The organism is Candidatus Desulfosporosinus nitrosoreducens (genome assembly GCF_030954495.1).
In the GTDB taxonomy this organism is placed as follows: Bacteria; Bacillota; Desulfitobacteriia; order Desulfitobacteriales; family Desulfitobacteriaceae; genus Desulfosporosinus; species Desulfosporosinus nitrosoreducens.
The window spans coordinates 24,741-47,844 of record NZ_JAVHUW010000024.1 but is presented as its reverse complement, the minus strand read 5'-3'; the positions used below and the strand labels follow the sequence as shown (position 1 = coordinate 47,844).

The 23,104-nt window shown below is 45.7% G+C and carries 18 protein-coding genes; 1 reads left to right on the top strand and 17 read right to left on the bottom strand.

The window, feature by feature from the left end; translation table 11 throughout:
* Window position 1: 1 nt before the first annotated feature.
* The 12 genes from gyrA to REC12_RS02230 form a co-directional block, all read right to left on the bottom strand.
* On the bottom strand, window positions 2-2,419 hold the full coding sequence (gene gyrA, locus REC12_RS02285) for a DNA gyrase subunit A (RefSeq protein WP_308892074.1): 2,418 nt from the start codon (window positions 2,417-2,419) through the stop codon (window positions 2-4).
* A 22-nt stretch (window positions 2,420-2,441) separates the two neighbouring features.
* Window positions 2,442-4,355: a DNA gyrase/topoisomerase IV subunit B gene (locus REC12_RS02280; RefSeq protein ID WP_308892073.1), complete on the bottom strand. Its 1,914-nt coding sequence runs from the start codon at window positions 4,353-4,355 to the stop codon at window positions 2,442-2,444.
* A gap of 170 nt (window positions 4,356-4,525) precedes the next feature.
* Entirely contained in the window at window positions 4,526-4,951 is a 426-nt protein-coding gene (locus REC12_RS02275) for a universal stress protein (protein WP_308892072.1), read from the bottom strand.
* A 32-nt stretch (window positions 4,952-4,983) separates the two neighbouring features.
* Window positions 4,984-5,475: an HPP family protein gene (locus REC12_RS02270; protein ID WP_374214155.1), complete on the bottom strand. Its 492-nt coding sequence runs from the start codon at window positions 5,473-5,475 to the stop codon at window positions 4,984-4,986.
* 220 nt (window positions 5,476-5,695) lie between these two features.
* A complete protein-coding gene (locus REC12_RS02265; protein ID WP_308892069.1) occupies window positions 5,696-7,705 on the bottom strand; it encodes an oxidoreductase in 2,010 nt (669 codons plus the stop codon).
* Window positions 7,706-7,825: 120 nt separating this feature from the next.
* Window positions 7,826-8,257, bottom strand: coding sequence for a MarR family winged helix-turn-helix transcriptional regulator (locus REC12_RS02260; RefSeq protein WP_308892068.1), 432 nt, complete (start codon window positions 8,255-8,257; stop codon window positions 7,826-7,828).
* Window positions 8,258-8,456: 199 nt separating this feature from the next.
* Entirely contained in the window at window positions 8,457-9,578 is a 1,122-nt protein-coding gene (locus REC12_RS02255; RefSeq protein ID WP_308892067.1) for a toxic anion resistance protein, read from the bottom strand.
* Window positions 9,579-9,651: 73 nt separating this feature from the next.
* Window positions 9,652-12,114, bottom strand: coding sequence for a YceG family protein (locus tag REC12_RS02250; protein ID WP_308892066.1), 2,463 nt, complete (start codon window positions 12,112-12,114; stop codon window positions 9,652-9,654).
* A 36-nt stretch (window positions 12,115-12,150) separates the two neighbouring features.
* Complete coding sequence (locus tag REC12_RS02245) at window positions 12,151-12,489, bottom strand: arsenate reductase family protein (protein WP_308892064.1); 339 nt, start codon at window positions 12,487-12,489, stop codon at window positions 12,151-12,153.
* Between the two features lie 118 nt (window positions 12,490-12,607).
* A complete protein-coding gene (locus REC12_RS02240) occupies window positions 12,608-13,561 on the bottom strand; it encodes a DMT family transporter (protein ID WP_308892063.1) in 954 nt (317 codons plus the stop codon).
* Between the two features lie 240 nt (window positions 13,562-13,801).
* Entirely contained in the window at window positions 13,802-15,217 is a 1,416-nt protein-coding gene (locus tag REC12_RS02235; protein ID WP_308892062.1) for a TerD family protein, read from the bottom strand.
* A 337-nt stretch (window positions 15,218-15,554) separates the two neighbouring features.
* Window positions 15,555-15,902: a cupin domain-containing protein gene (locus REC12_RS02230; RefSeq protein WP_308892060.1), complete on the bottom strand. Its 348-nt coding sequence runs from the start codon at window positions 15,900-15,902 to the stop codon at window positions 15,555-15,557.
* Window positions 15,903-16,058: 156 nt separating this feature from the next.
* Here REC12_RS02230 and REC12_RS02225 point away from each other — a divergent pair, with 156 nt between their 5' ends.
* Complete coding sequence (locus REC12_RS02225) at window positions 16,059-17,288, top strand: aminopeptidase (protein WP_308892059.1); 1,230 nt, start codon at window positions 16,059-16,061, stop codon at window positions 17,286-17,288.
* A 54-nt stretch (window positions 17,289-17,342) separates the two neighbouring features.
* On the opposite strand, the gene REC12_RS02220 is transcribed toward REC12_RS02225, so the two are convergent.
* The 5 genes from REC12_RS02220 to REC12_RS02200 all read right to left on the bottom strand — a co-directional run bounded on the left by REC12_RS02220 (window position 17,343) and on the right by REC12_RS02200 (window position 23,017).
* The gene (locus REC12_RS02220; RefSeq protein ID WP_308892058.1) at window positions 17,343-17,762 is read right to left on the bottom strand and encodes a PaaI family thioesterase; all 420 of its coding nucleotides are present in this window, start codon (window positions 17,760-17,762) and stop codon (window positions 17,343-17,345) included.
* Between the two features lie 295 nt (window positions 17,763-18,057).
* Complete coding sequence (locus REC12_RS02215) at window positions 18,058-19,506, bottom strand: sigma-54 interaction domain-containing protein (protein WP_308892057.1); 1,449 nt, start codon at window positions 19,504-19,506, stop codon at window positions 18,058-18,060.
* Between the two features lie 516 nt (window positions 19,507-20,022).
* Window positions 20,023-21,216 (bottom strand): thiolase family protein, encoded by a 1,194-nt coding sequence (locus tag REC12_RS02210; protein WP_308892056.1) that lies wholly within the window; start codon window positions 21,214-21,216, stop codon window positions 20,023-20,025.
* A gap of 71 nt (window positions 21,217-21,287) precedes the next feature.
* Window positions 21,288-22,070, bottom strand: a complete 783-nt coding sequence (locus tag REC12_RS02205) for an enoyl-CoA hydratase/isomerase family protein (protein WP_308892054.1) — start codon at window positions 22,068-22,070, stop codon at window positions 21,288-21,290.
* Window positions 22,071-22,159: 89 nt separating this feature from the next.
* Window positions 22,160-23,017, bottom strand: coding sequence for a 3-hydroxyacyl-CoA dehydrogenase family protein (locus tag REC12_RS02200; protein ID WP_308892093.1), 858 nt, complete (start codon window positions 23,015-23,017; stop codon window positions 22,160-22,162).
* Window positions 23,018-23,104: the final 87 nt, after the last annotated feature.

The following is a 23,104-nucleotide window of genomic DNA, read 5'->3' as shown; positions in this document are numbered from 1 at the left end:
GCTAATAAACTCCTATCGTGTAATTGTTCTGCAAAACCGGTACCCATTGAGTCCCGGCTTTAGTTCGGGGCTCGGTTTTGAGATTTTTCATCTCCACTTTTGTAACGTTCCCGTCTGCTTGAAGAACGCAGAGTACATCTTCTTCCTTGGCTTGAACGATACTAACCAGGAAACCGATCTCCTCTGCATTTACTTTAGCAATCATTATCCCCTTACCGGCCCGGCCTTGGGGCTTAAATTCTTCAAAAGACGTCCGCTTCAGAAACCCTCGTTCGCTAAGCGTAACCAAATCACCTTGAGGAACTTCCGCTGACGTTGTCAATACTAAGGCAGCGACGACCCGGTCATCCTCATTGAGAGCGATCCCTTTAATGCCGCGCGCTTTACGGCCCATAGGATTAATATCTGTCAGCGGGTAACGAATCGCCTGACCTTTATAAGTTGCCAGAAACAGCTCCTCTTGATCGCTATTTAAAATTACTTTTACTAAAGCATCTCCTGCTTTGATGCCCATACCTTCATTATTGCGCGCGTTGACAAAATCGCTGACCGGGCTCCTCATCACTAATCCGTCTTTAGTCACAAAAACAAAGTAATTCTGATCTGTCGTCTCTTTTAGAGCCACAATAGAAATAACGGTTTCCTGTGCGGGCAGTTGAAGTAAATTATTCAGAGGTCCGCCTTTCTCTTTAGGGCCTGCTTCAGGAACTGTTTTAACTTTTATGCTGTAAAAATTGCCGGACTGAGTAAAGAAATAGAGGGTTTCCCGATCCGTGGCCGGGATTCTGGCCGCTATACTGTCACCATCTTTAAAAGCGAGGGAAGGAATTGTTTTGCTTCTCTTAAGTGCTAAGGGAATGCGTTTAATATACCCTTGTTTGGTCAGCAGAATTTCAAAGGGGTGCTCGGCTTCCTCAAAAGAACTTAAGTCAAGCTCCTCCCGCATCTCTTCGGGTAAGATATGGGTACGGCGTTCGTCTCCATACTTCTCGGCAATCTCTTTCAGTTCGTTTTTAATAATTTGATAGACCTTAGACACGTCGGCCAGGATGCTTTCTAATTCCGCAATAAGTTGCAAGGTCGCCGCATGCTCGGAGCGTATTCCTGCAAGCTCATAATTTGTCAGGGTCTGAAGCTTCATATCGAGGATAGCTTGGGCCTGAACTTCTGAGAATTCAAACCGGGTAATCAGCGCTGCTTTGGCCAGTGCCGGTGTTTTACTGGAACGGATCAGCGCAATCACTTCATCGAGATGATTTATGGCAATCACCAAGCCCTCCAACAAATGGATCTTATGGCGAGCCTTTTCCAAATCAAACTCTGTCCGTTTGGTGACCACTATTTTGCGATGTTCGATAAACGCCGCGTTAATTTCTTTGAGACCCAAAACCTTGGGCGTTCCGTCAGCCGTTATCACAAGGTTGATGATGCCAAAGGTCTCTTCCATCTGAGTGTACTTATAAAGAAGACGCAAGACATCCAGAGGATTTACTTCTTTGCGGCATTCAACCACAAGTCTGATTCCTTCGCGGTCTGATTCATCGCGAACTTCACTGATGCCGCCGATCTTCCCGGAATCAGCAAGAGCCTCGATTTTCGCCGCCAAGGTTGACTTATTGACTTGATAAGGAATTTCGGTAATTAGGATTAAATTTTTGCCGTTTTTACCTTGCTCAATCACCGCTTTGCCACGCATTGTCACTTTTCCGCGGCCTGTTTTATAGGCGCTGACAATTCCCTCACTGCCGATAATCAAACCGCCTGTGGGAAAGTCGGGTCCTTTAACTTTTCCCATCAGGTCTGCAAGCGTTGTTTCAGGATGGTCGATTTGCAGGATAACTCCGGCAACAACTTCGCGCAAGTTATGCGGCGGAATGTTCGACATCATGCCAACGGCAATCCCTGAGCCTCCATTGATTAAAAGGTTGGGGAAAGGGCTGGGCAGAACGACAGGTTCTTTCAGCCGTTGATCGTAGTTGGCTTTGAAAAGAACTGTGTTTTTATCCAGGTCCTGAGTCATCAGCTGGGCTAAGGGAGTCATTTTCATTTCTGTATAACGCATGGCGGCCGCGTTGTCGCCATCAATTGAACCAAAATTTCCTTGCCCGTCGACCAAGGGATAGCGTGTGGCCCAGGGCTGCGCCATGCGCACTGCGGAATCATAGATTGACGAGTCGCCGTGAGGGTGATATTTCCCCATGCAATCTCCGACCAAACGGGCTGATTTACTGTAGGGCTTGTCCGGCGACATTCCTATTTCATCCATCGAATAGAGAATTCTGCGGTGCACCGGTTTAAGCCCGTCGCGAACATCCGGCACAGCTCTCTGTAAAATTACATGTTTGGAATAGCCTAAATAGGACTCAGGCAGAACTTCTTCCAATGGGCGCTGACTAATTGTTTCGTCCAGGGTATTCATTAGGCGTTACTCCCCTTTTCACTCACATATCATCATCGGTAAAGACAATATTGTCCATTAAAAAATCACGTCGCGGCTCAACCTGGTCGCCCATCAAAATTCTGAGCTTGCGTTCCGCCTCTAATGTATCGTCTATAGTTACCTGGATCATGCGCCGATTGGCAGGATTCAGGGTTGTTTCCCAAAGTTGTTCCGGGTTCATTTCTCCAAGCCCTTTATAGCGTGAAACCTTGGCCGTTTTTCCCAATTCTTTAAGCTGCTGCTTCAACTCGCCATCGTCAAAGGCGTAGCGGGTAATCTTGCCGCGTTCTTTTTCAACTTTGTAAAGAGGGGATTGGGCGATAAATACCCGGCCGTTTAAAATCAGCGGCTTCATATATCTATAGAAAAATGTCAGCAGCAAACAGCGAATATGGGCTCCGTCAATATCAGCGTCCGTCATGATGCAGACGCGGGCATAGTTGCCTTTCTCTAAATCAAACTCTTTGCCAATGCCCGAACCAACCGCTGTAATAATACTTCGGATTTCCTCGTTTTCTAAAATCTTATCAAGTTTCGCCCGGTAGGTATTGATAACTTTCCCGCGCAAAGGAAGAATTGCCTGAAAACGCCGGTCCCTCCCCATTTTGGCTGAACCGCCGGCGCTGTCCCCTTCCACGAGAAAAAGTTCATTGCGGTTTTTGTCCTTACCGCTGCAGGCCGCTAATTTGCCGCTTAACGCTTTAACTTCGGCGTCCCGGGCTTTCTTTTTCAACTCCTTGGCCTTTTTGGCGGCAAGTCTCAGCAAACAGGTTGTCAAGGTGCGGTTAATGACTTGTTTCGCCAGAGCGGGGTTTTGCTCCAAAAACTGACTTATCCCTTCGTTGGTCAGTGATTGGACAATTCCCTCAACCTCCAGATTGGAAAGTTTCGTTTTCGTCTGCCCTTCAAATTGAGGGTCTTTAATCTTCAGAGACAAAATACAGGTCAAGCCATCACGAAGGTCGTCCCCGATGAGGCTTTCTTCTTTTTTAAAGAGATTATTTTTGCGGCCATAATTGTTAAAGGCTTTTGTCAAAGCCGTACGAAACCCAGACTCGTGAGTTCCGCCTTCATCGGTGGGAATATTGTTGACATAAGAGTGCAATGCTTCATCCTCTCCATCGCTGTACTGAAGAGCACACTCCATAATGACATCTTCTTTCTGGCCCGTAAAATAAATTATTTTCTTGTGGACGGCCGACACTCCGGCCTCTTTCATTAAATGTTCAACAAAACCAATAATCCCTTGCTGTTGAGAAAAGGTTTCGGACTTCATCTCCCCCCGCAGGTCGGTTAGAATAATTGTCAATCCTTTGTTCAGAAATGACAGCTCCAGCAAGCGGCTGCGCAAGGTGTCATATTTAAAGGTCGTTGTTTCTTTGAAAATTGAAGGGTCAGGCTTGAAAATTACCGTCGTTCCTGTCCCTTTTATTTTTTTCCCAACTGCTTTCAGATCGGACTTTAATTCCCCGCCATGAAGGTATTCCACTCGATAAAGCTTGCCGTCGCGTTTGATTTCCACAGTCAAAGACTCGGACAAGGCATTGACGACACTGGCTCCGACTCCGTGCAGCCCACCGGACGTCTTATAAGTATCCCCGCCAAACTTGCCGCCTGCGTGAAGCGTTTCAAAAGCTAAACGCACTGCCGAAATCTTTTTTCCGGCATGAATATCCACCGGAATTCCCCGGCCATTGTCTTCAATGGCGATTGATCCGTCTTGGTTTAAGGTAACAGAGATGTGATCACAAAAGCCTGCTCCTGCCTCATCAATAGCATTGTCAATTATCTCATAGGCCAGGTGATGCAGCCCCCTGCTGCCGGTAGATCCTATGTACATTCCCGGACGGCGGCGCACCGCCTCCAGGCCCTCTAATACTTGTATCGATTCAGCGTTATACTGATTTGCCGACAAACAATTCACCTCCGATGTGATTTTACTCTACATTTGACATTATGTACAATACCACCTGTTTCTCTACTTTGTCTAGCCGCAAGATAAAAAATCCCCTCCAAGTCAGGTACAGAATTCTGCTTACCCACTTGGGGAGGATTTAAAAAGGTTGGCTCTGGGCGGAAACTTGGCTATTTGACAATCATGACGGGACAGTTTGCCTTAGAAAGAACTTTTTGACTGACACTTCCGAGCAATGACCCTGAAATAGGGCCATAGCCACGGCTTCCCATAACAACAAGATCATAACTTCCGCTCTCAAGCTCTTTGAGAATCATGGCCGCAGGGTGTCCCGGCAGATGCTTTACCTCTACTTCTATGTTTTTAGTGTCTATCCCCGCCAGAGTCGCCGCCAGGGCCTCCTTGCCGTAGATGTTTATTTCATCTTGCGGTACGGCGATGCCGCTTCCTAAAGTGTAGCCTAAGGCCTCCGGAGTGAAAACCACATGCAAAAGAACAATGCGGGAACCAAGTTCCCGGGCAACTTCCAGGGCAGTGCTTAAAGCATGCCGTGCTGAGTCGGAGGCGTCAGTCGGAACCAAAATAGTCTTGAACATACGTTCTCCTTTCTTGCTCTCTGATTAGAACATCAGAACCAATATCTGGGATAATGCCGATTGGGAGAGAGATTATTGACAAGTAAACCAATCAGAACCATGGTAACCGCCCCCACGGCAATCGGGTTCAAGATGTAACTGGGCTGGGCTTTACTTAATACGGCAAATAAAGCGGTGGCCCCACCGGGCGGATGGGTCGTTTTCGTAAGCATAATGGCAACCAGGGCCAAAGCCGTGCCTAAAGCCGGGGACCACCAGGTTAAGCCAAAGAGCATATAAGTGGCAACTCCTATTGAGGCGGAAATTATATGACCCAAAATAACATTTCTCGGCTGGGACAAGGGCGCATCAGGAACCCCGTAAATCAGCACCGCAGAGGCCCCAAAAGAAGCGACAATCGGTAAGTCAAATTTATGACATAATAAGACAATGGCAATTATCCCCGCAAAAGCGCCCAGCCAAGTAACTATGATATCCAAAGGTGGCGGAGATTCCAAAGGCGTTGTTCTTTTATAGCCTTTCATTTTGGATATGTAGCGAATCAATAGTTCCAATATCACACCCCCTGCTCATTTCTTGATACCTATTATAAGAATTTTAGAAATGAGTTGGCGTGAAATGTGTCACACTTTTACCAAAAAATCCAAAGCTGAATACTGAGGCTTGACTTACCCGGCTAAAGCTGGATAAGGCTTCTTCTTGAGTTCAATCAAGTGTCCCTTAGTCCCCCCCTCTTTTCAAGACTTATTGCCGGATAGCTTCGGCATAAGCATTATGAATGGCATCCAGGGCTTTTCTCGGGTTGAGAGCATCCCCAATGACGCTTAAATTTTTCACTTTTCCCTCCAGGGCAGAATACAATTCATTCCGGGAGCGCGAACCTACGGCAAAAATCACCGTGTCGGCAGGAAGCAAACCTTTGGACCCTGAGCTTTCCACTGAGACACCCTCCGGCAATACCTCCAGGACTGTTGTCTCGTCCAGACATTTAACTCCGTAACGCTTCAGATCAGTTAACATCGACCAGCGGGTACTGGGGCCGATATCCCGCCCAATTCCCTTGGCCATCTCTAAAATCGTTATTTTCTTATGACTTTGGGTCAAGAGGCGATAAAGCTCTTTCTCTGCTTCCGCATGTTCCAGCATGAGGAAGCGAAGGGTTTCATTATCCAAGGTGCCCGCTTCTGCCAAATAGAGAGCAGTCTCCACCCCGACAGCCCCGCCGCCTACGATTAGGATAGTTTCCCCTGTTTGTTCACAGCCTTTAAGGACATCCCAAGCCTGGAGAACTTTTATCCCACCCTGCCGGGAAATTGAGGGGCTGACAGGGAGAGACCCTGTGGCAAGAACAACTCCGGCAAAACCTTCTTCCTGAACCGCGGTCAAAATGCTTTCCGGAGTAGCCGTGATTCCATAGCTAATGTTTACTCCCAGTTGCTGACAAGCTTTCAGCAAATACTCTCTAAGGCGGAGGAAATCTTTTCGTCCGGGAGGAGCTGCGGCCAAAGTCAACTGCCCGCCAGGCTCCTGGCCTTCTTCCCATACTGTCACACTGTGCCCGCGGAGGGCGGCAACCCGGGCATACTCTAATCCGGAAGCCCCGGCGCCAATCACAAGGAATTTCTGAGGATTTGAAGTTGGTTGAAGCGGTTCTAACTCAGCTTCCCGTCCCGCTTCAGCATTGACTAAACAGGTCACTGGTTTCATGCGAAAGACATTGTCGAGACAGCCTTGATTACAGCCGATGCAAGGACGGATAGCCGCGGAATTTCCTTGCAGGGCTTTCTGGGGAAATTCTGGGTCCGCCAGGAGTTGCCGGGCCATGCCAATGAAATCGGCTTTTCCCTCTTGAAGAATCCTTTCGGCAAGTTCGGGGGTATTGATGCGATTGCAGGCGATGACCGGAATAGAAACAGCTTGTTTAATTCCATAAGCCAAATAAGTATAAGCTCCGGGGGGAACGTTCATGGTCAACTGAGGCACGGGAGTTTCATGCCAGCCCCCTGTCACATTAAGCGCATTCACTCCGGCTTTCTCCAGGGCCTGACAAAACAGGCGTGACTCTGCGTTCGTATGACTGCCGGGCATAAAGTCATTTCCGGCCACCCGCACAATGATGGGATAGTCCGGACCAACAGTACGGCGAACCGTTTCAACCACTTCCAAACCGAACGTCATGCGAGCCTGAAGGTCTCCGCCATAGCGGTCCGTGCGATGGTTTGTCAAAGGCGAGAGGAATTGAGAGATTAAGTAGCCTGCGCTGGCTAAAATTTCAACCCCGTCAAAGCCCGCTGCTTGAGCTCTTCTGGCGGCATTTTCATAAGCAACCATAATTTCGGATATCTTTTCCTCTGTCAATTCCACAGGCATTTGTCCCGTCAGCCGGGAGGGAATCGCCGAAGGAGCTACAGAGGGCTGACCGGTGTGAGCCGAATGGGCATAGCGGCCGGCCTGATAGAGCTGAGGAACAATTTTCGCACCTTCGGCGTGAACGGCGTCTACCAATTTACGCAGACCGGGCAAGCAGGAATCGTCGTCCAATTGAGTCATAGCAAAGGCATTGCCAATCTTGTCAATACCACATCCGCCTACAATAATCAGTCCCACACCGCCGCGGGCCCGGGCTCGATAAAACTCGACCAGCCGGTCGGTAACCTCTCCTTTAGGGCTATACCCCAGGTGCATCGGAGTCATAATCAAACGATTGCGTACTTGAAGAGTGCCTATCTGGGCGGGGGAAAACAACAGCGACATCAAAATACCCTCCTCTTTATTTCTTGGCCTTGTCCTTTTTCATGCCCTATTCCCTATGCTGCTTCTGCGAAGATTGAGAATAATAGTTTGATCTTTAGCGGAATGAGTTCATTTGCCTTCTTAATCTTGGAAAAGTTTGTCCAGAACATTTTCAAAGGTTTCATACTCTTCCTTCGAGAAGCGCCCTTTTATTTCTTGGTCCATCTTCTCGGCAAGATAAGTAATTTCAGATATGTTCTCAAGAGCTTTCTGTTTAAGAAACACTAAGAGCGAACGTCTGTCTTCGGGATCGTCCCTCCTCTCTGCCAAATCCTGCCGCTCCAGGCGATCCAAGATGGAGGTAAGCGTTGAGCCATCCATCTCTAAACGTTTCGCAAGATCTTTAAACTTAAGTCCGTCGTGTTCCCAAACTACACTTAAAACGTAGAATTGCGACGGAGTAAGTCCATAATGGGAAAGGTTGCTTTCATAATAACGGTTAATTTTTCTCATCACACGACTGAGTTTATAACAGATATATTTTGAAGGGCTGCACCTATCGTCCTTAGCCATCCTTCAGTCACCTCATAAATTTTTATTTGTATTCGGATTAATTGTATACAAACGTTTATGGCAAAAGTATATCTTAAATTTTTCTCGGCTTCAATATCTTCTATTGCCAATTTATAAAATTTTCTAAACTTTTCCCCTTCTCAGTTTAAAGAGAAAAAACAGGCTCGATTAAAAAACCGGCCTGTTTTTCTCTTTAATTTCAGCGAATAATCCCCCGATTGACAAACTCCTGTTTGAGGACTTCCAATCTCTTAGTTCCATCAAGACGTTTTTGCCGCATTTCATCCTGAATCGCTTTCGTCTCTTCTATCCCTTTTACGATAGTTTGCCATGATTTTTCCAAGGTCTCAATGCTGACGGAACTTCCCGTGGCCAGTTTGGCAACCATTTTGGACTGTAAAGCTGTATTTTCCGCGTTGCGCAGCAGCAGCTCATTGGTTTTCTCATCTAAAGCACTCATAGCTTTGGCCTGTACGGATTGGCGTTTTAACATGATGGCTTGAACTAAGCATTGTTTGAAAATCGGCATGGTGATCACAAACGCCGAATTAATTTTACGGACTAAATTGTAATTTCCGTATTCAATTGACTTAATAGTCGGCATACTTTGTACGGCGACATTTTCTGCCAACTGTAAATCATAGATTCTTTGCTCCATGATCTCTTGCACTTGCAGCAAGTTATTGACACTTATTTGGTCAAGCTGGTTGCCTGTCTGGTTCGCTTTGTCCTGGGCTGCGGGAATGATATTGTTCTTTAGTTCGGCCAGCACCACTTGACCGGCATAAATATATTGACCTAACTGCTCGTAGTATTCGGTGTTTTTGCCAAACATGTCTTCTAAATGTTTATTGGCGGTATTGATCTCCGCCTCATATTGTTTTAAAGTCACAAAGACTTTATCGACTTCATCCCCCATAGAATTATATTTGTGAAAGAGGGCTTCCACAGAATTTTTGGCCTTAGAAAACATTTTGCCGAGAAAACCCGGCTGCTTTTCTTCAAAGTCCTTGATATCGAACTTGTCCATTATTTTATTAAGCTGAAGCAGCAGTTCCCCCGAATCCTCTACTTTGGTTGTTTGCATGGAATGCAGAATGGCATCGGAAAATCGGGAGACCTCTTCCGCTGTGTTTTTGCCAAAGGACATAATTGAGCTTACATCTTCGATGTTGATTTGCCGCACAATACTGCGCACCTCAGGACTTTCTTTTACTTTGGTCATAATTTCATTTTTAGTCTGTTCCACGTTAAACTCCGGAATCGGTGCGGCGACTAAGCTCTTATCCTCAGTTGATGTTGTAAAACCTTGAATTTCCATGGTTTATACTCCTTTCTCTGTCCTAAATTGAAGCTTTTTTACGGATACAACCTCATATTCCCTGCTTGCCCCATTAGCGACCGCCAAAGAGTCGCGCCAGCAGACCCGTTTTTTTAGCGGAAGAGGAAATAAGGCTATATAAAGGGGAAAGATCAAGCTCATATTTGACCAAAGGCAACTGATGAACATCGAATAGACTGGGCTTCAGCCATTGTTCAAGGGTATTATACTTTGTTGGGGTGAAAATGAGAATATCAAGTCCGACAAGATTAAAATAAGCCAACAAAATAGCGTCTATGTCGGAAAAACTTTCCTTATTGCGATCATAAACAATAATCTTGGGAATCTCTTGCGGAAAATCAAAATTTTCGATGAGTTTGATCAGCGAATCTTCCATAGTTAAAATGGTCATTAAAATTGTAAGTTTCATTTTTTCATCAATTTCAAAAAGGAACATCTTAGATGCTATAAGCTCATTAAGTTTGGTTAGCAAAAAGTGCTGCAAAGGCGTGCGCAGATAGCCGAATTTATAATATTGGCTTTTCATTACTTTCAGTTCATCGACATAGCCTTGCCCGTTCAACAAATAATCTGCTTGATAAAGTTCCTGTCGCGTATAGCTTACCCTGCTGAAAGGCACAAATTCGATTAACCGGGTGTTCGGAGCCGTAGAAAAAGCTTTTAGATCCTGCCAATAGGCACCGAGATCCTCATTAACACCATTAATTTTCGCAAAAAGATTAGGAATATATACTGTTTTATTTTGTACTTTAAATTCAGGCCTGATTTTTGAGGGTTCTTGCCAGAGAATTTTGAGTTCATCATAGGTCGTCTTTAGAGTAATAGGCTGGGTCAGGTAACTCTCGAATTGCCAGGGTTTATATAATCCGACGTCTTCGCTGTAGATGACTTCTTCTATTTCTTTGGAGGCATTATAGGCAACCGTACTTTTACGGATTAATCGTTCACTAACGGGAAAAGGAGCTAAAGGTAAACTACGCGGGTTCCTGAGCACTTGAGTAAGGATATTGTCCTCGTCAAAACTGCGAAAAGGCAGGTCTCCCTCCAATTCCGAATGAATAAAAAGCACATCGGAGCCAATTTTATAAAAAAAGTTCAGCAGGTAAATTTCATGGGGTTTAATAGAGCCATAAAATAGGACCCTAAACTGACAATCCTGGTTTAATTCCTTTTCCCTGGAGTCCTTATTCTCCAGAAGCTTCGGCAGATAGCGATTTATCCAAATCACAAGCTTTAAAGAAAAGTTTAAAAGAATGGTAAAGGAGAGATTGCTTTGTTTTTGACTGAACAGATTCACAGTGTCAATAAACGACTGTTTGATCGTGTTGTCCAAGAGCAAATTCTTTGTCTGCGGCAGAAGATTGGCCCGAAGAATATGGACTAAAATTTCTTCTCGATTTTGAAAAACCTGCTGATTAAACTGTTGCGGAATTGAGGCAATTTCTATAGGGCTGGGGACTGGGATTCCTTCCTGAAACTTTAGATAATGACCCGAGATTTGCAATGTCCGATCCAGGTTATAAAGGGTATTATAGTATTCCGCCTCCCAATCATCTGTAGAAACAGGTACTCCGAGACAGCGTACAAACAGAGCGGGTATGATGGGAAATGAACCGGAAATATAGCCGCTGCGTTTGTGCATTGGAACAAGCAGCTCCTCAAAAGGAGCCTCCGTTTGTTTTAATTTAACGACGATTGAAGGATCGCTGTTCTCCAGAGAGCTCAAGTTTAAGGATTCCTTAACCACCGGTGTCGGGGCGTGAAAAGAAGGTTTGTCTGCGGGGCGGGGTTCCTTATCTGCTTTTTTAGCGGGAAAAGCGGAAAGAGGGCGTTCTTTAGCCATTGTCATAGGAAGAGAGAATTTATTTTGCTGATCTACCTTTTTAAAACGATCGTCAAAGGTGGTATTTACCACTAAGACATCGCAGTCTAAAAGGGACAAAAGGATAAGGAAGTATATTTCATGGGTCTTAGGGCTTCCCCAGTAAAAAATCTTAGGATTATAGAGGTTTCTTTCCAGGCTTTGCCGGCCATAAACTGAAAACCAGAGCAAAATTTTCGTGACAAAATTAAGGGATATACTGATATTGCCCGGCGGATCATTAAGCATATATAAATTTAAGACAATGCCAAAAGCCTCTCGAATGTTTTGTTGAACAGAAGGATCTGGGGTCAGGGAGAAATACCCTTTTTCTTCAAGTATGCTTAAAAGAACGCCGTTGTTATAATCTTTCAGGGCAACGGATTCCAGAATCTTTTTGGTTTTCTCGATTAAGATGGGATCATTTGCCAAAGGGATAGCCATATCAAAAAAAATATAATTATTCAAAGACCGAAGTTTTTCCTGAAACCCTATGATCTCAGTCAGAAACTTGTTCTGATCCTCATAACAGCCTAAAATGCGGTAAAAATAATGGGCAGACTCCTTCCCCCGTTCATTCAGAGGAGACAACAGTTCTTTAAATATCGTTGCAGTTTGTTGTAATTGCCTTCCATCATTGCGGTTTGTCTCCACACTTTCTCACTCCTCAAGCTAAAACGCCTTTAGCCTCTACTCCCAAGACGACCAGACCTCAGGTTTATACCCTACTGTCGCGAGTTTTCCGTTGCGTACGATAGGAGTTTTGTAAAGACTGGGATTATTAAACAGTACTTCTTCTCTGCCGCTTGACGTTATCAGGCGATCCATATTTAAGGACTTGTAGTCTTTAGCCTCACAATTAATCAGGTTGATCAAGCCGACGGCAGACTTGACACTTTGCAATTCTCCCTTACTCAAGCCAACTTGGGTTAAATCAATAAATTGGTATTTGACTCGTCTTTCTTTAAAATAACGCTCGGCTTTTTTAGTGTCAAAGCATTTTTTTACTCCAAATATTTGAATATTCATTGCGCTGATTCCCCTTACCTTTTTCGCCGAATCCTTGCTTAACTAAGAGCATTATTTCTCTGTCAATATTTTAACCAGATCCATGACAAATTTTATAGCCGCAGCATTGCCCAGCAATTTAAACTGCTTGATCTTTTGTCTCCGCCGAGCTGAAACTGTGCAATATCATTCCTAATATCACAAGCCCTATTCCGGCAAAAGATAAAGGCGTAGGACTTTTACCGTTTAAAACAAAAATTTCTCCTAAAAGTGAAAAAATAATCTCACCGGATTGAGTCGATTCCACTGCCGCCAGTTTATGCAGATCTCCTTTAGTAAGATCAGTAGCTGTAAAAAAAAGGACGGTAGCAATAACTCCGGAAGACAGGGCCACAATCAGCGACTGATTCACTTGCTGGCAGCTGGGAAGTCCAACCCTCACCAAGCCATAAATCCCCAGCACAAACCAAAAAGGCAAGCTTGCTAAGGTCATTCCCAGGACTCTCTGGTAGGTATCAAATTCCCCCCCGCAAACTTCCATCATTTTTCGGTTTCCTAAAGGATAGGCGAAGGCTGCCACTACGACGGGGAGTACCCCAAGCATTACTTGCCTGATGGTCAGCTGCTGTGTTTGCTGTAGTTGAATAACGGCAACTCCGGCCAGGATAATTAAGGAAATCCGCAAACCTTTCAGAGGAACTTTGGCCCGGACTTTTTGCAGTCCCCTATCAGAAGGCACTATCTTTAAAAAAAGCGGGGACAATAAAGAACCCGCGATAATGGTAATCTGCCACATACTTGCCACCAGCCAGGCCGGTCCGTAAGCCGCAGCAAAACACAGGGGAGCGTAAAACAAGCCGAAACCGACGGTACTCCAACCGAGCCATAGCCTGGGCCTCTTTATCAGATCACTAAGCAGTTTTTTTAAATTACCGCGCAGGAGAACAATTACTAAAAGAGGAGGCACCATAAAGCCATAGCGCAGAACTGCGCTCCAAATCCAACTGCCGCCTGAAAGATTCATTGCCCGATTAAGCACAAAGGTAACAGCAAAAAAGAACGACGCCAAAATACCTAAAATAATTGCTTTCAACTTTCTCCTCCTTTATAACTATCGGACCTTATATCAGGCAAGCGTTAATTGAAAACCTTTACATTATTGTATAATAATATTTAATGAACAACAAGGATCAGTCTTCAGACCTTTTAAAAGCTAAAGAAGACTTGATTCAGGTGGAGTTTTAACTCCATCTGAATTTTAGTCGCACTTATCCAGGGACTTAACCGCTCTTAACTCACCGCTTGCCAAAGCGGGAGTCTTAGCGCGGCTTAGTCATTGGATAAATTCTCTGGGATCTAAATGAACTTCATGGCAGATTTCATCGACAACATTCTTTTCCACCGGAGCAAATTCTCCATCGGCAAAGCCGATGGCACAGCAGAGACGCACTACCAGGCGGGCCGCCTCCGGTTTGCTGGCTATTTTGCCGACCGCCCTCAAAGCTTCTGCCTTCCCTATAAGCCGGTCACTTCTAATTCCCTGGACATAGTAACTGAAGCGGCTGTCAACTTCATGGATATTAATTCCCCGCATTTCCTGACTGGTCCGAAAATATTCTATAAGCTTCTCCCGTTCCGAAGGATCGATGACTCCATCCGCCATAGCTACCAGAGCACTGCCGGCTACCAGAGCCTCTGTAAGATCCTTCCCCATATATTTGGTTACAATGTTTCGGGCGTTTTCCGTTTGTTGCTGCAGCCATTGTGCCGTATTCCTGTTGCTGGCGGCATTCCAGCGCCCCCGGCAGGTCAGGCAGACAAATTCCAGGTTTCTGCTGCCGATAAAACCGGCCAATAAGCCCACGGGACCTAACATCATCCCTCCGATGGCAGCCTTGCCGATGCCAAATCCCTTTCTGCCGGCTGTCACGCGCGTTGAATTGCAGCGGGGGCAAACTATGCCTGGGTCTCGGGAATAACCAGGGCCTGAAGGGGATTCATAAGCCGGATCTGCCGGATAATTTGCCGGGCCGAAGGATGAAGTATATCGAGGCGGATTTGAACTTTCATAGCCGCCATAGCCATAATTTTGCTGACGATGACCAGAATATTCTGCACCGCCGTAATTGGCAGCTCTATTGTCGCTATTGGTGATTATCGGACGGTCTTCTTCCACTTCCAGGCCAAAATTACGGCAGAGAGCTGCCAAACCGCCCTCGAAACCGCTGGCAATGGCATGAAACTTCCACTCACCCGCATGGCGATAGATTTCAGCAGCTACGATAGCTGTTTCAACGGAGAAATCTTGACCAAGATCGTAGTTGAGAAGCAGCTCATTCGTGCCGGCATTAACAATGCGCACATAGGAACTTCTAATATCTCCAAAGCTTTGTCCTTTCAAGCGGGCATCATTAATAGTAATGGTAAAGGCAATTCTCTCGATATAAGAAGGTACGGCCGGAAGATTGATTCGTATCTGCTCATCATCGCCGCCGCCTGAACCTTTTTTATTGTCTCCGCTATGTCTCACGGAACCTCGACCACCTGAGGGATTATTATAAAAGACAAGATCCTCTTCATCATTTACCATTCCGTTTGAACCCAACAAGAAAGCCGAAGCGTCTAAATCGAAATTATAGCTATGGGCAGAATTATTGGGAGTCCACCCTAGACCGACTATGATCTCCCGCAATTGAGGGTTACTTTTGGTCAGATCAACTTTTTGACCTTTGCTAAGTCTCACGGCCATTTTTTCTCCTACCTTTCTATGTCCTGTGAAAAATCTATGCCTATTAAAGAAAACTTGGCTGGCGCAGGCGGCCGCCTAGTTGCCCTGATATTTTCTGACAGGTGAAAAAGCTCCGAGGAATAGAATTAAATGAAGTTTACCATATTAAATCAAAGATAAGCAAACCATAAACGTCTTGCGCCGGGAAAATCCCAAAGAGCGAAGCTCCTTTAGACAAGAGTGGAGAGGCCTTCATAAGGGTTGATGCCAAACAACTCGCTAGGAGATTATTCCTGCGAGTTGTTTCAAGGAAATCAGTCATATAAATGAGTTGATTATAAGGTGCTGATACAATAACTTAGTCAAATAAGATTAAAGCCAGAAACTCCAAGTTTGCCGATCCTGTGTTTTCAATAGAGTGCTTTTCTCCGTTAGGGGTAACAATCACATCCCCCGCTTTAACCGTCTTTAGCTCTCCGTTATCATTAAGCAAACCTTCCCCGCTTAGTATCACATACGTTTCAAAATCTCCATTGTGTTGATGCAAACCAAGGGATGCCCCGGGAAGTAAAACATTTTTGGCAAATAATCTACCCTTAGCCTTGAATTCATCCCCCTCTAAGAAGTGGGTAATCTGAAGTTCGCCTTTTCCTCCGAAGCGTTCAAAAACCGTTTCTTTTCTCAGTGTATCTGCCTGTTTCAACATTTGCTTGACCCTCCTTTATGTTCTTTTAAATTATATCATATTCTGTGTTCTTAAGCCGAAAGTTTAGTTGTTATAGCTAACTCTGCCGACATGACAGCACCCGTTTTATTTGTTAAACTCTTATTGGAATATCTTGAAAAGAAAGGATCGATCCTCATGAATAGCCATGATCTTGAAAAATATGCTCTTCTTATCGTTAAAACCGGCTTAAACCTTCAGCCCCAGCAAACCCTGGTTATAAATGCCCCGCTTGAAGGAGCTCCCTTTACCCGCCTGGTTGCTCAAGCAGCCTATCAGGCCGGAGCCAGGGATGTTGTCATCAATTGGCGGGATGAACTATTTTCGAAAATTCGTTTTCTGCATGCCCCAGAAGAAATATTTGAGGAATTTCCGGACTGGCAGAAAGAGTTTTATCTCTCCTATGTTCGTCAGGGAGCTGCTTTTTTGAGCATCTCGGCTTCAGATCCCGAACTGATGCAGGATGTCGATCCCGCGAGAATGATGAAAGCGCAAAAAGCCGGCAATACCGCTCTCAAAGAATATCGAGACCGGCTCATGAGCAATAAAAATGTCTGGAGTGTCGTCTCAATTCCTACTTCGGCCTGGGCCCGCAAGGTTTTCCCTGACCTTCAGGAAAACGAAGCGATGGAGAAGTTATGGGAAACTATAATCATGACCGTGCGGGTTAATACGGCCGACCCGCTGAAAGCCTGGCAAGAACACCAGGCGAACCTCAAGGGGAGAATCCATTATTTGAACGCTCGCGCCTTCAAAACCCTGCATTATAAGAACTCCATAGGAACCGATTTGCTTATAGAACTCCCTGAAAACCACCAGTGGCTGGGCGCCTCCGACAGCACACCCGAGGGGATAGAATTTTTCCCCAATATGCCTACTGAAGAAGTATTTACTTTGCCACTGCGAAATGGTGTCAACGGCAAAGCTGTCAGTTCAAGACCCTTAAATTACAACGGAAACCTTATCGATCAATTTTCCTTGACCTTTAAGGACGGAAAAATCGTTGACTTCAGCGCTGAGAAAGGCTATGAAACTCTGAAAAACCTCATTGAAACTGACGAAGGTTCTCATTTTCTTGGTGAAGTCGCCTTAGTACCCTATGATTCCCCCATCTCTACATCTAAGATATTATTTTTTAATACCCTCTTTGATGAAAATGCTTCCTGTCATTTAGCCATAGGCAAAGCCTACCCCGTGTGTATTAAGAACAGTGAAGCCATGAGTCCGGAAGAATTAGCGAAATCAGGAGTTAATGATTCTCTTACCCATGTTGACTTTATGATCGGAACCAGAGATTTGGAGATTAGCGGCGAAACAGCGGCAGGGGAAAAAATCCCTGTCTTCCGCAACGGTAACTTCGCATTTTAAAAGACTAACATTATGTACAGACCTTAAAAGACTTTAAAAGATCTTAAAAATCTCTCAAGCCGAAGGTCTCTTGTCCACAATGGCCATAGTACAGCGTGAGACACAAATCAATTTTCCCTCTTCATCCGATATCTTGATATCCCATACCATCGTCGTCCGACCCTTGTGCAGAGGAACGGCAACCGCAGTCACGATCCCATCCCTTTTTCCGCGAATATGGTTAGCGTTAATCTCCAACCCTACCGTAACTTGGTTTTTTTGATCGATTAAGTTGTAAGTTCCCACACTCGCCACCGTTTCGGCTAAAGCCACGGAAGCCCCGCCGTGCAGCATGCCCGCCGGCTGCCTGGTCGCCCCGTTCACAGCCATAGTGGCTACAACTTTTTCCGGGCTGATTTCCACTAGTTTAATTCCTAAAGCTCCGATTAATGTGTCTTTGGCTAACGTCTCTTCTAAACTTATTCTCTCCGTCACTTTGATTGCCCCTCCTAATAAAAGTTCCTATATTGGAATATTATAGGTTAAGTGTTAAGAACCTTCAAGTTCTTGACAACTAAAAGGGACTGTCCTGAAAACTGTCTATGTGAAAACTCAGTCTCAGTCCCTAAAATTCAAAGTGGTTGCAACACTCAAAAAGCGTCCTCCTTTCACTGTCAAAGTGGAGTGAGGACGCTTTCTCATTGCTGACTAGAGAGGCAAAAGTGGGGATGTGAAAAACAACATAAACAAGTTTTAGCACAACCCCTCACCAATTAATTATAGACATAAGTTATTTATTATTTTTCTTCCGATAGAGCATGGAGCGGTGAATTCCTAAGCGCTGGGCGGCTTCACCCACTCGGCCGCCGCAGTCGGCCAATACTTGATTTACATACTCTTCTTCCACCGACTTGAGAACTTTTTTTAAAGTCCCCTGATACACTCTAGCGCTTGGCGCCGGCGATTTTTCGGCTGAAGTCTCACTACGGGCTATGCTGTTCATAAAAAAATCATCTTCAAAATTCAATACCTCTCCCGCTGAGGTAATAAACAGCCTTTCGATGACGTTGCGGAGTTCGCGTACATTTCCCGGCCAACTATAGTTATAGAGCGCCCGAGTGGCTTTAGGGGAAAGAGTTTTTTTCAGAGCATATTTTTTGTTTAAAGTGTCTAAGAATTTATAGGCCAACGCAAGGATGTCCTCGGGCCTCTCCTTGAGAGGGGGTAAATTTATGGGTATGACATTCATCCGGTAATAGAGGTCGCTTCGAAACAACTTTTGGCTGATCATCGCTTTTAAATCCCGATTTGTGGCGGCAATAAAGCGAACATTAGACTGGTAAGCAGCCGTATCTCCCAACCGCTTTGCTTCACCGGATTCCAGAACCCGCAGTAGTTTGGACTGCATAGCCAAAGGCAATTCCGCAATTTCGTCCAGAAACAGGGTGCCTTTATTGGCAATTTCGAACAGGCCCGGCTTGCCTTGGGGATTAGCGCCGGTAAAGGCTCCGCGCACATAGCCGAAAAACTCAGATTCCAGCAATTCATGAGGTATTGCGGCGCAATTTACAGGAATAAAGGGTTCTTTAGAGCGGAGACTGTTTCTGTGGATATGTCTTGCCATAACTTCTTTACCGGTCCCGGTTTCGCCGATAAGCATAACGGTACTGTCGGTTTTAGCGATAAAATTACTGGTTTTGATGACTTGACGCATTTGCTTACTCTCGGCGACAATTTCTTTATTCTCCATATCGCTATCACTCAAATACTTAACCGCAGTTTTATAGAGACGAACGGAGGTTCTTTCTTTTTCCAAGGCTTCGAAATATTGATTGACAACATCAGTATCACGTGCATTGGTAATAACCATGAGGATGTCATTCACTTCATCCAGCAGGGGCTTGCTGGTGACCATCTGCTGATTACCCCGGTTGTTTCTGACAATTCCGGATACTACGGAACGGGTTTCAATGGCTTTGATAGTCGGAGACCAGTCATATACACCATGTTTTACAAAATCTTTAACATTCCTGCCAACCAGTTCCCCGATACTCAGCCCCATGAATTTCCCCGTACCTTCATTAGCCAGCAGCACGTTGCCAAATTTATCGGTAACAAACATCGAGTCGTAGGAATTATCGATAATCTGTTGTAAAAAGTTTTGTCCAAAGGTTTTTCTTATTTCCTCTTGAATAGCTTCCTGCTGTGTAGGATTGGGCTTTTGATTTTCACAGACCACATTATCACCTTCTCCTTAAGGGTTGCTAACGAAAAGATAATCTTGGTCAGATGGAGCGTCTTACCTTTGTTGTACTTTTAAATATTTGTTAAACTATTTATAATATTTTGTTATTTTCGGTATTAATTATTCGCCATTTGCCTTAAATTAACCTTTATTACTTAATTCAAATAATTGAAGTTGACGCATGCAAAATAAAGAAGACTTGATTCAGGTGGAATTTTAACTCCATCTGAATCTTAGTCGCACTTATCCAGGGACTTAGCCGCTCTTGACTCACCGCTTGCCAAAGCGGGAGTCTTAGAGCGGATTAGTCAGCGGATAAAACCGCTTGGAGGTCTGAAAATATTTATGAGAAAACTAGAACCAAGCATAATTGGCTTACGTTCGGTCCTAGTTCTAAAAGTTAGCTCTTATCCTTAAAAGGGCTTATAAACTAACGTTAAACGTTGTCACATCTTAGATCAATTTTCCTAGCTCATGTTGGGGATGAACCAGTCAATCCTGTATCTAACTTTAGGAAACTTTGACCACAAGAGCCGCGGCGGTATCTCCGGCCGCACATCCGGCGAATAAACCATAGCCCCCGCCCAGAATAGTCAGCTCTTCAATCATTTCGATAATTGCCCGGGCGGCGGTAGGTCCTTGCGGATGCCCGTAAATAAGGGAGCAGCCGTAATTGTTGATGGTCATAACATCAATGCCCATTTCCCTCGCCATATAAAGATCATTGGCGGTAAAGGGACTGTGGGTTTTGACCGCCTTTACATCCTTGACAGCAATTCCTGCTTTAGCCAGGGCCATTCTGGCCGCGGGAACCGGAGCCATAGCCATATGCGCTTTTTCAGCCCGGGCAAAACCATAAGATAGGATTTGAATTTCAATCCCTTTATCAGTACTCAAAGCCTGGGCTTTATCCCGGGTTGTAACAATCACTCCGCAGTTGCCGTCGGCAGGATAAGTTTGAGCTCCGTAGGAAAGAACTCCATCGGGAATAACGGGCTTTAACTTGCTCAACCCTTCCAGGGTTGTGGGAGTCACGCCTTCATCTTCTGCCAGGACTCCCCTTTTCTTTTTGCTTACTTTATATTCCACGGGGACCATGTAACGTTTCTGGAAACTGCGCTCATCGGCTAAAGCAGCCTGATACTGCTCATAGCGCCGGAAGGTTACCCTGTCGACCTCTTCCTTGCTGATCCCGCCGGCTTTTTTGACGACATTTTCCGCTGTCTGAATCATAGCTACCCCGCCCCAAGGATCTTTGGCGAAGTTATCCATCATCCAGCTTTCCGCAACAACCTCCCCACCCGCTCCCATTGGATTGGGCCAGACGGTAAACGGCCCATTGGAGCAGCGGTCCGTGAGCAGGCAGAAGGCAGTCTCATAAAGACCTGTTTCGACAGACGCCGCCGCATGGTTAAGGGACGTGGTAGAAGTCGAGCAGGCCTGCGGAATATGCACTCCGGGAATATCCGGAGCTCCCATAAGAGCTGCCGCCCAGGGAGCGGCGTAAAAGGTGTGCAGTTGCCCGACGGTTTTGCCGAAGACAAGGTATTCAAACAGTTTGGCATCAATTTCCCTGGTTTGAAGCCATTTTTTAGCGGTTGCCGCCGCCAGCTCAATGGAATTTTCATTCTGAAGGCTCCCCTGCCAACGGGCAAAAGGGGTACTGTAGTAACCACCGTAAGGAATAAAGGCTTTGGAATACATTAAATAACCTCCTTCATAGTCTGCCGCTCAATTACCTGCTTTCATGGTTCCTGCCCGGCCTGTCGTTGTAATCAGCGATTCTTAAAGACGGCAGGACGTTTATTAATAAAGGCTTCGAGGCCTTCCTGAAGATCTTCAGTCCGGAAGATTTTTTCAACCTGCTGCATTTCCATTTCCAGAGCATCCCGCAAAGGAAGCTCCGTACCCCGGTTTACCAGATATTTAGCGCAGGCGATAGCTACTCCTGCTCCTTGAGCCAGCTTCCGGGCCAGTTTAAGAGCCTCCTCCAAGGCTGTACCCTGGGCCGCAATTTGATTAATCAAACCCAGGCGCAAAGCTTCTTCGGCAGTGATAATTGTGCCGGTAAACAACAATTCTTTCGCTTTGGCTTGCCCCACCAACCTGGCCAAGCGCTGAGTGCCGCCCAAGCCGGGGATTAAACCTAAGGTCACTTCCGGCAAGCCAATTTTGGCCTTTTCATCGGCTATACGCAGATCACAGGCTAGGGCCAATTCACAGCCCCCGCCTAATGCTAAGCCATTTAGAGCGGCAATAACCGGTCTGGGGGTTTCCTCCAAGTAGGTAAACATCTCTTTATAAATTGTGGCGTTTTCCCGCGGACCGCTTGCCATCTGCTTAGGAAAGTCTTTGATGTCCGCTCCTGCGACAAAGCACTTCGGCCCGGCTCCGGTAATGACCAAAACCCTGACATCCTCATTTTCCTCGACTTCCTGAAGAACTTGTTTCAATTGTGCTCTGACTTCTAAGGTAAGAGCGTTGACAGGAGGATTGTTAATGGTTATAACAGCCACCCCCCCTGTATACGTAAGTTCGACGGCCTTATTCTCGGGCATTTGCAGTTCCTCCCCTCACTCAATCATGGGTGTAAAATCCTTTTCCTGCTTTGCGGCCAAGGTGTCCGGCTTGTACCAGGCGTTTGAGGTTATTGATCGTAATTAAACCAGCCGCCGCCGGTCTTTTTGCCGAGCCGTCCGGCACGAACTAAAGCCTTGACGGTCTGAGGGGGATTCCATTTCATGTCTTTAGATTCATTAAATAAGTAATCCGCCACATGAACCGAGATTTCCACTCCGGTAAAGTCCATAAGCTCAAAAGGACCCATTGGATAGTTCAAGCCCAGTTTGACGGCCGTATCCACGTCTGCGGGAGTGGCGATGCCTTCTTCGACAATACGAATGGCTTCCAGGAATTGCGGCATCATAATCCGGTTTACGATAAATCCGGGGGTATCTTTCTTTACCACCACAGGAGTTTTACCCATGGCCTGAGCAGCTTCCGCTACCAACATGACCGTCTCATCGCTGGTATAATAGCCCCGGATGACTTCGACCAGGCGCATAATCAGGGGAGGGTTGAAGAAATGCATGCCGACAACCTTGTCGGGACGTGAGGTGGCGGAAGCCAGAGTAGTAATCGACATGGAGGATGTATTCGAGCCAAAGATCGTCCCGGGTGCGCAGATTTTGTCCAATTTTGCAAAGGCACTCTTCTTTATTTCTAAATCCTCAAAAATAGCTTCGATGACCAGATCCACTGAAGCCAAATCTTCCAGATTAAGCGTTGTGCTTATTCGTTGCAAAGCCGATTCCTTTTCTTCAAGAGTCATCTTTTGTTTGGCGACGCTTTTATCCATAAAACCGGCTATACGTTTAACAGCACCTGCCACAAAACGTTCTTCCACATCACAAAGTACAACTTCAAAACCTTTCACCGCTGCCAAGTGAGCAATCCCGCCTCCCATGGAACCCGCTCCTAAAACCCCTATTTTCTTAATTGACATCATCAAACCCCCTCGTCTTTTTAGATAGGCCAAAAGTAGCCAAGGTTTTATTCCTTCCTATATAAATGCCTTTGAATCTAAATACCT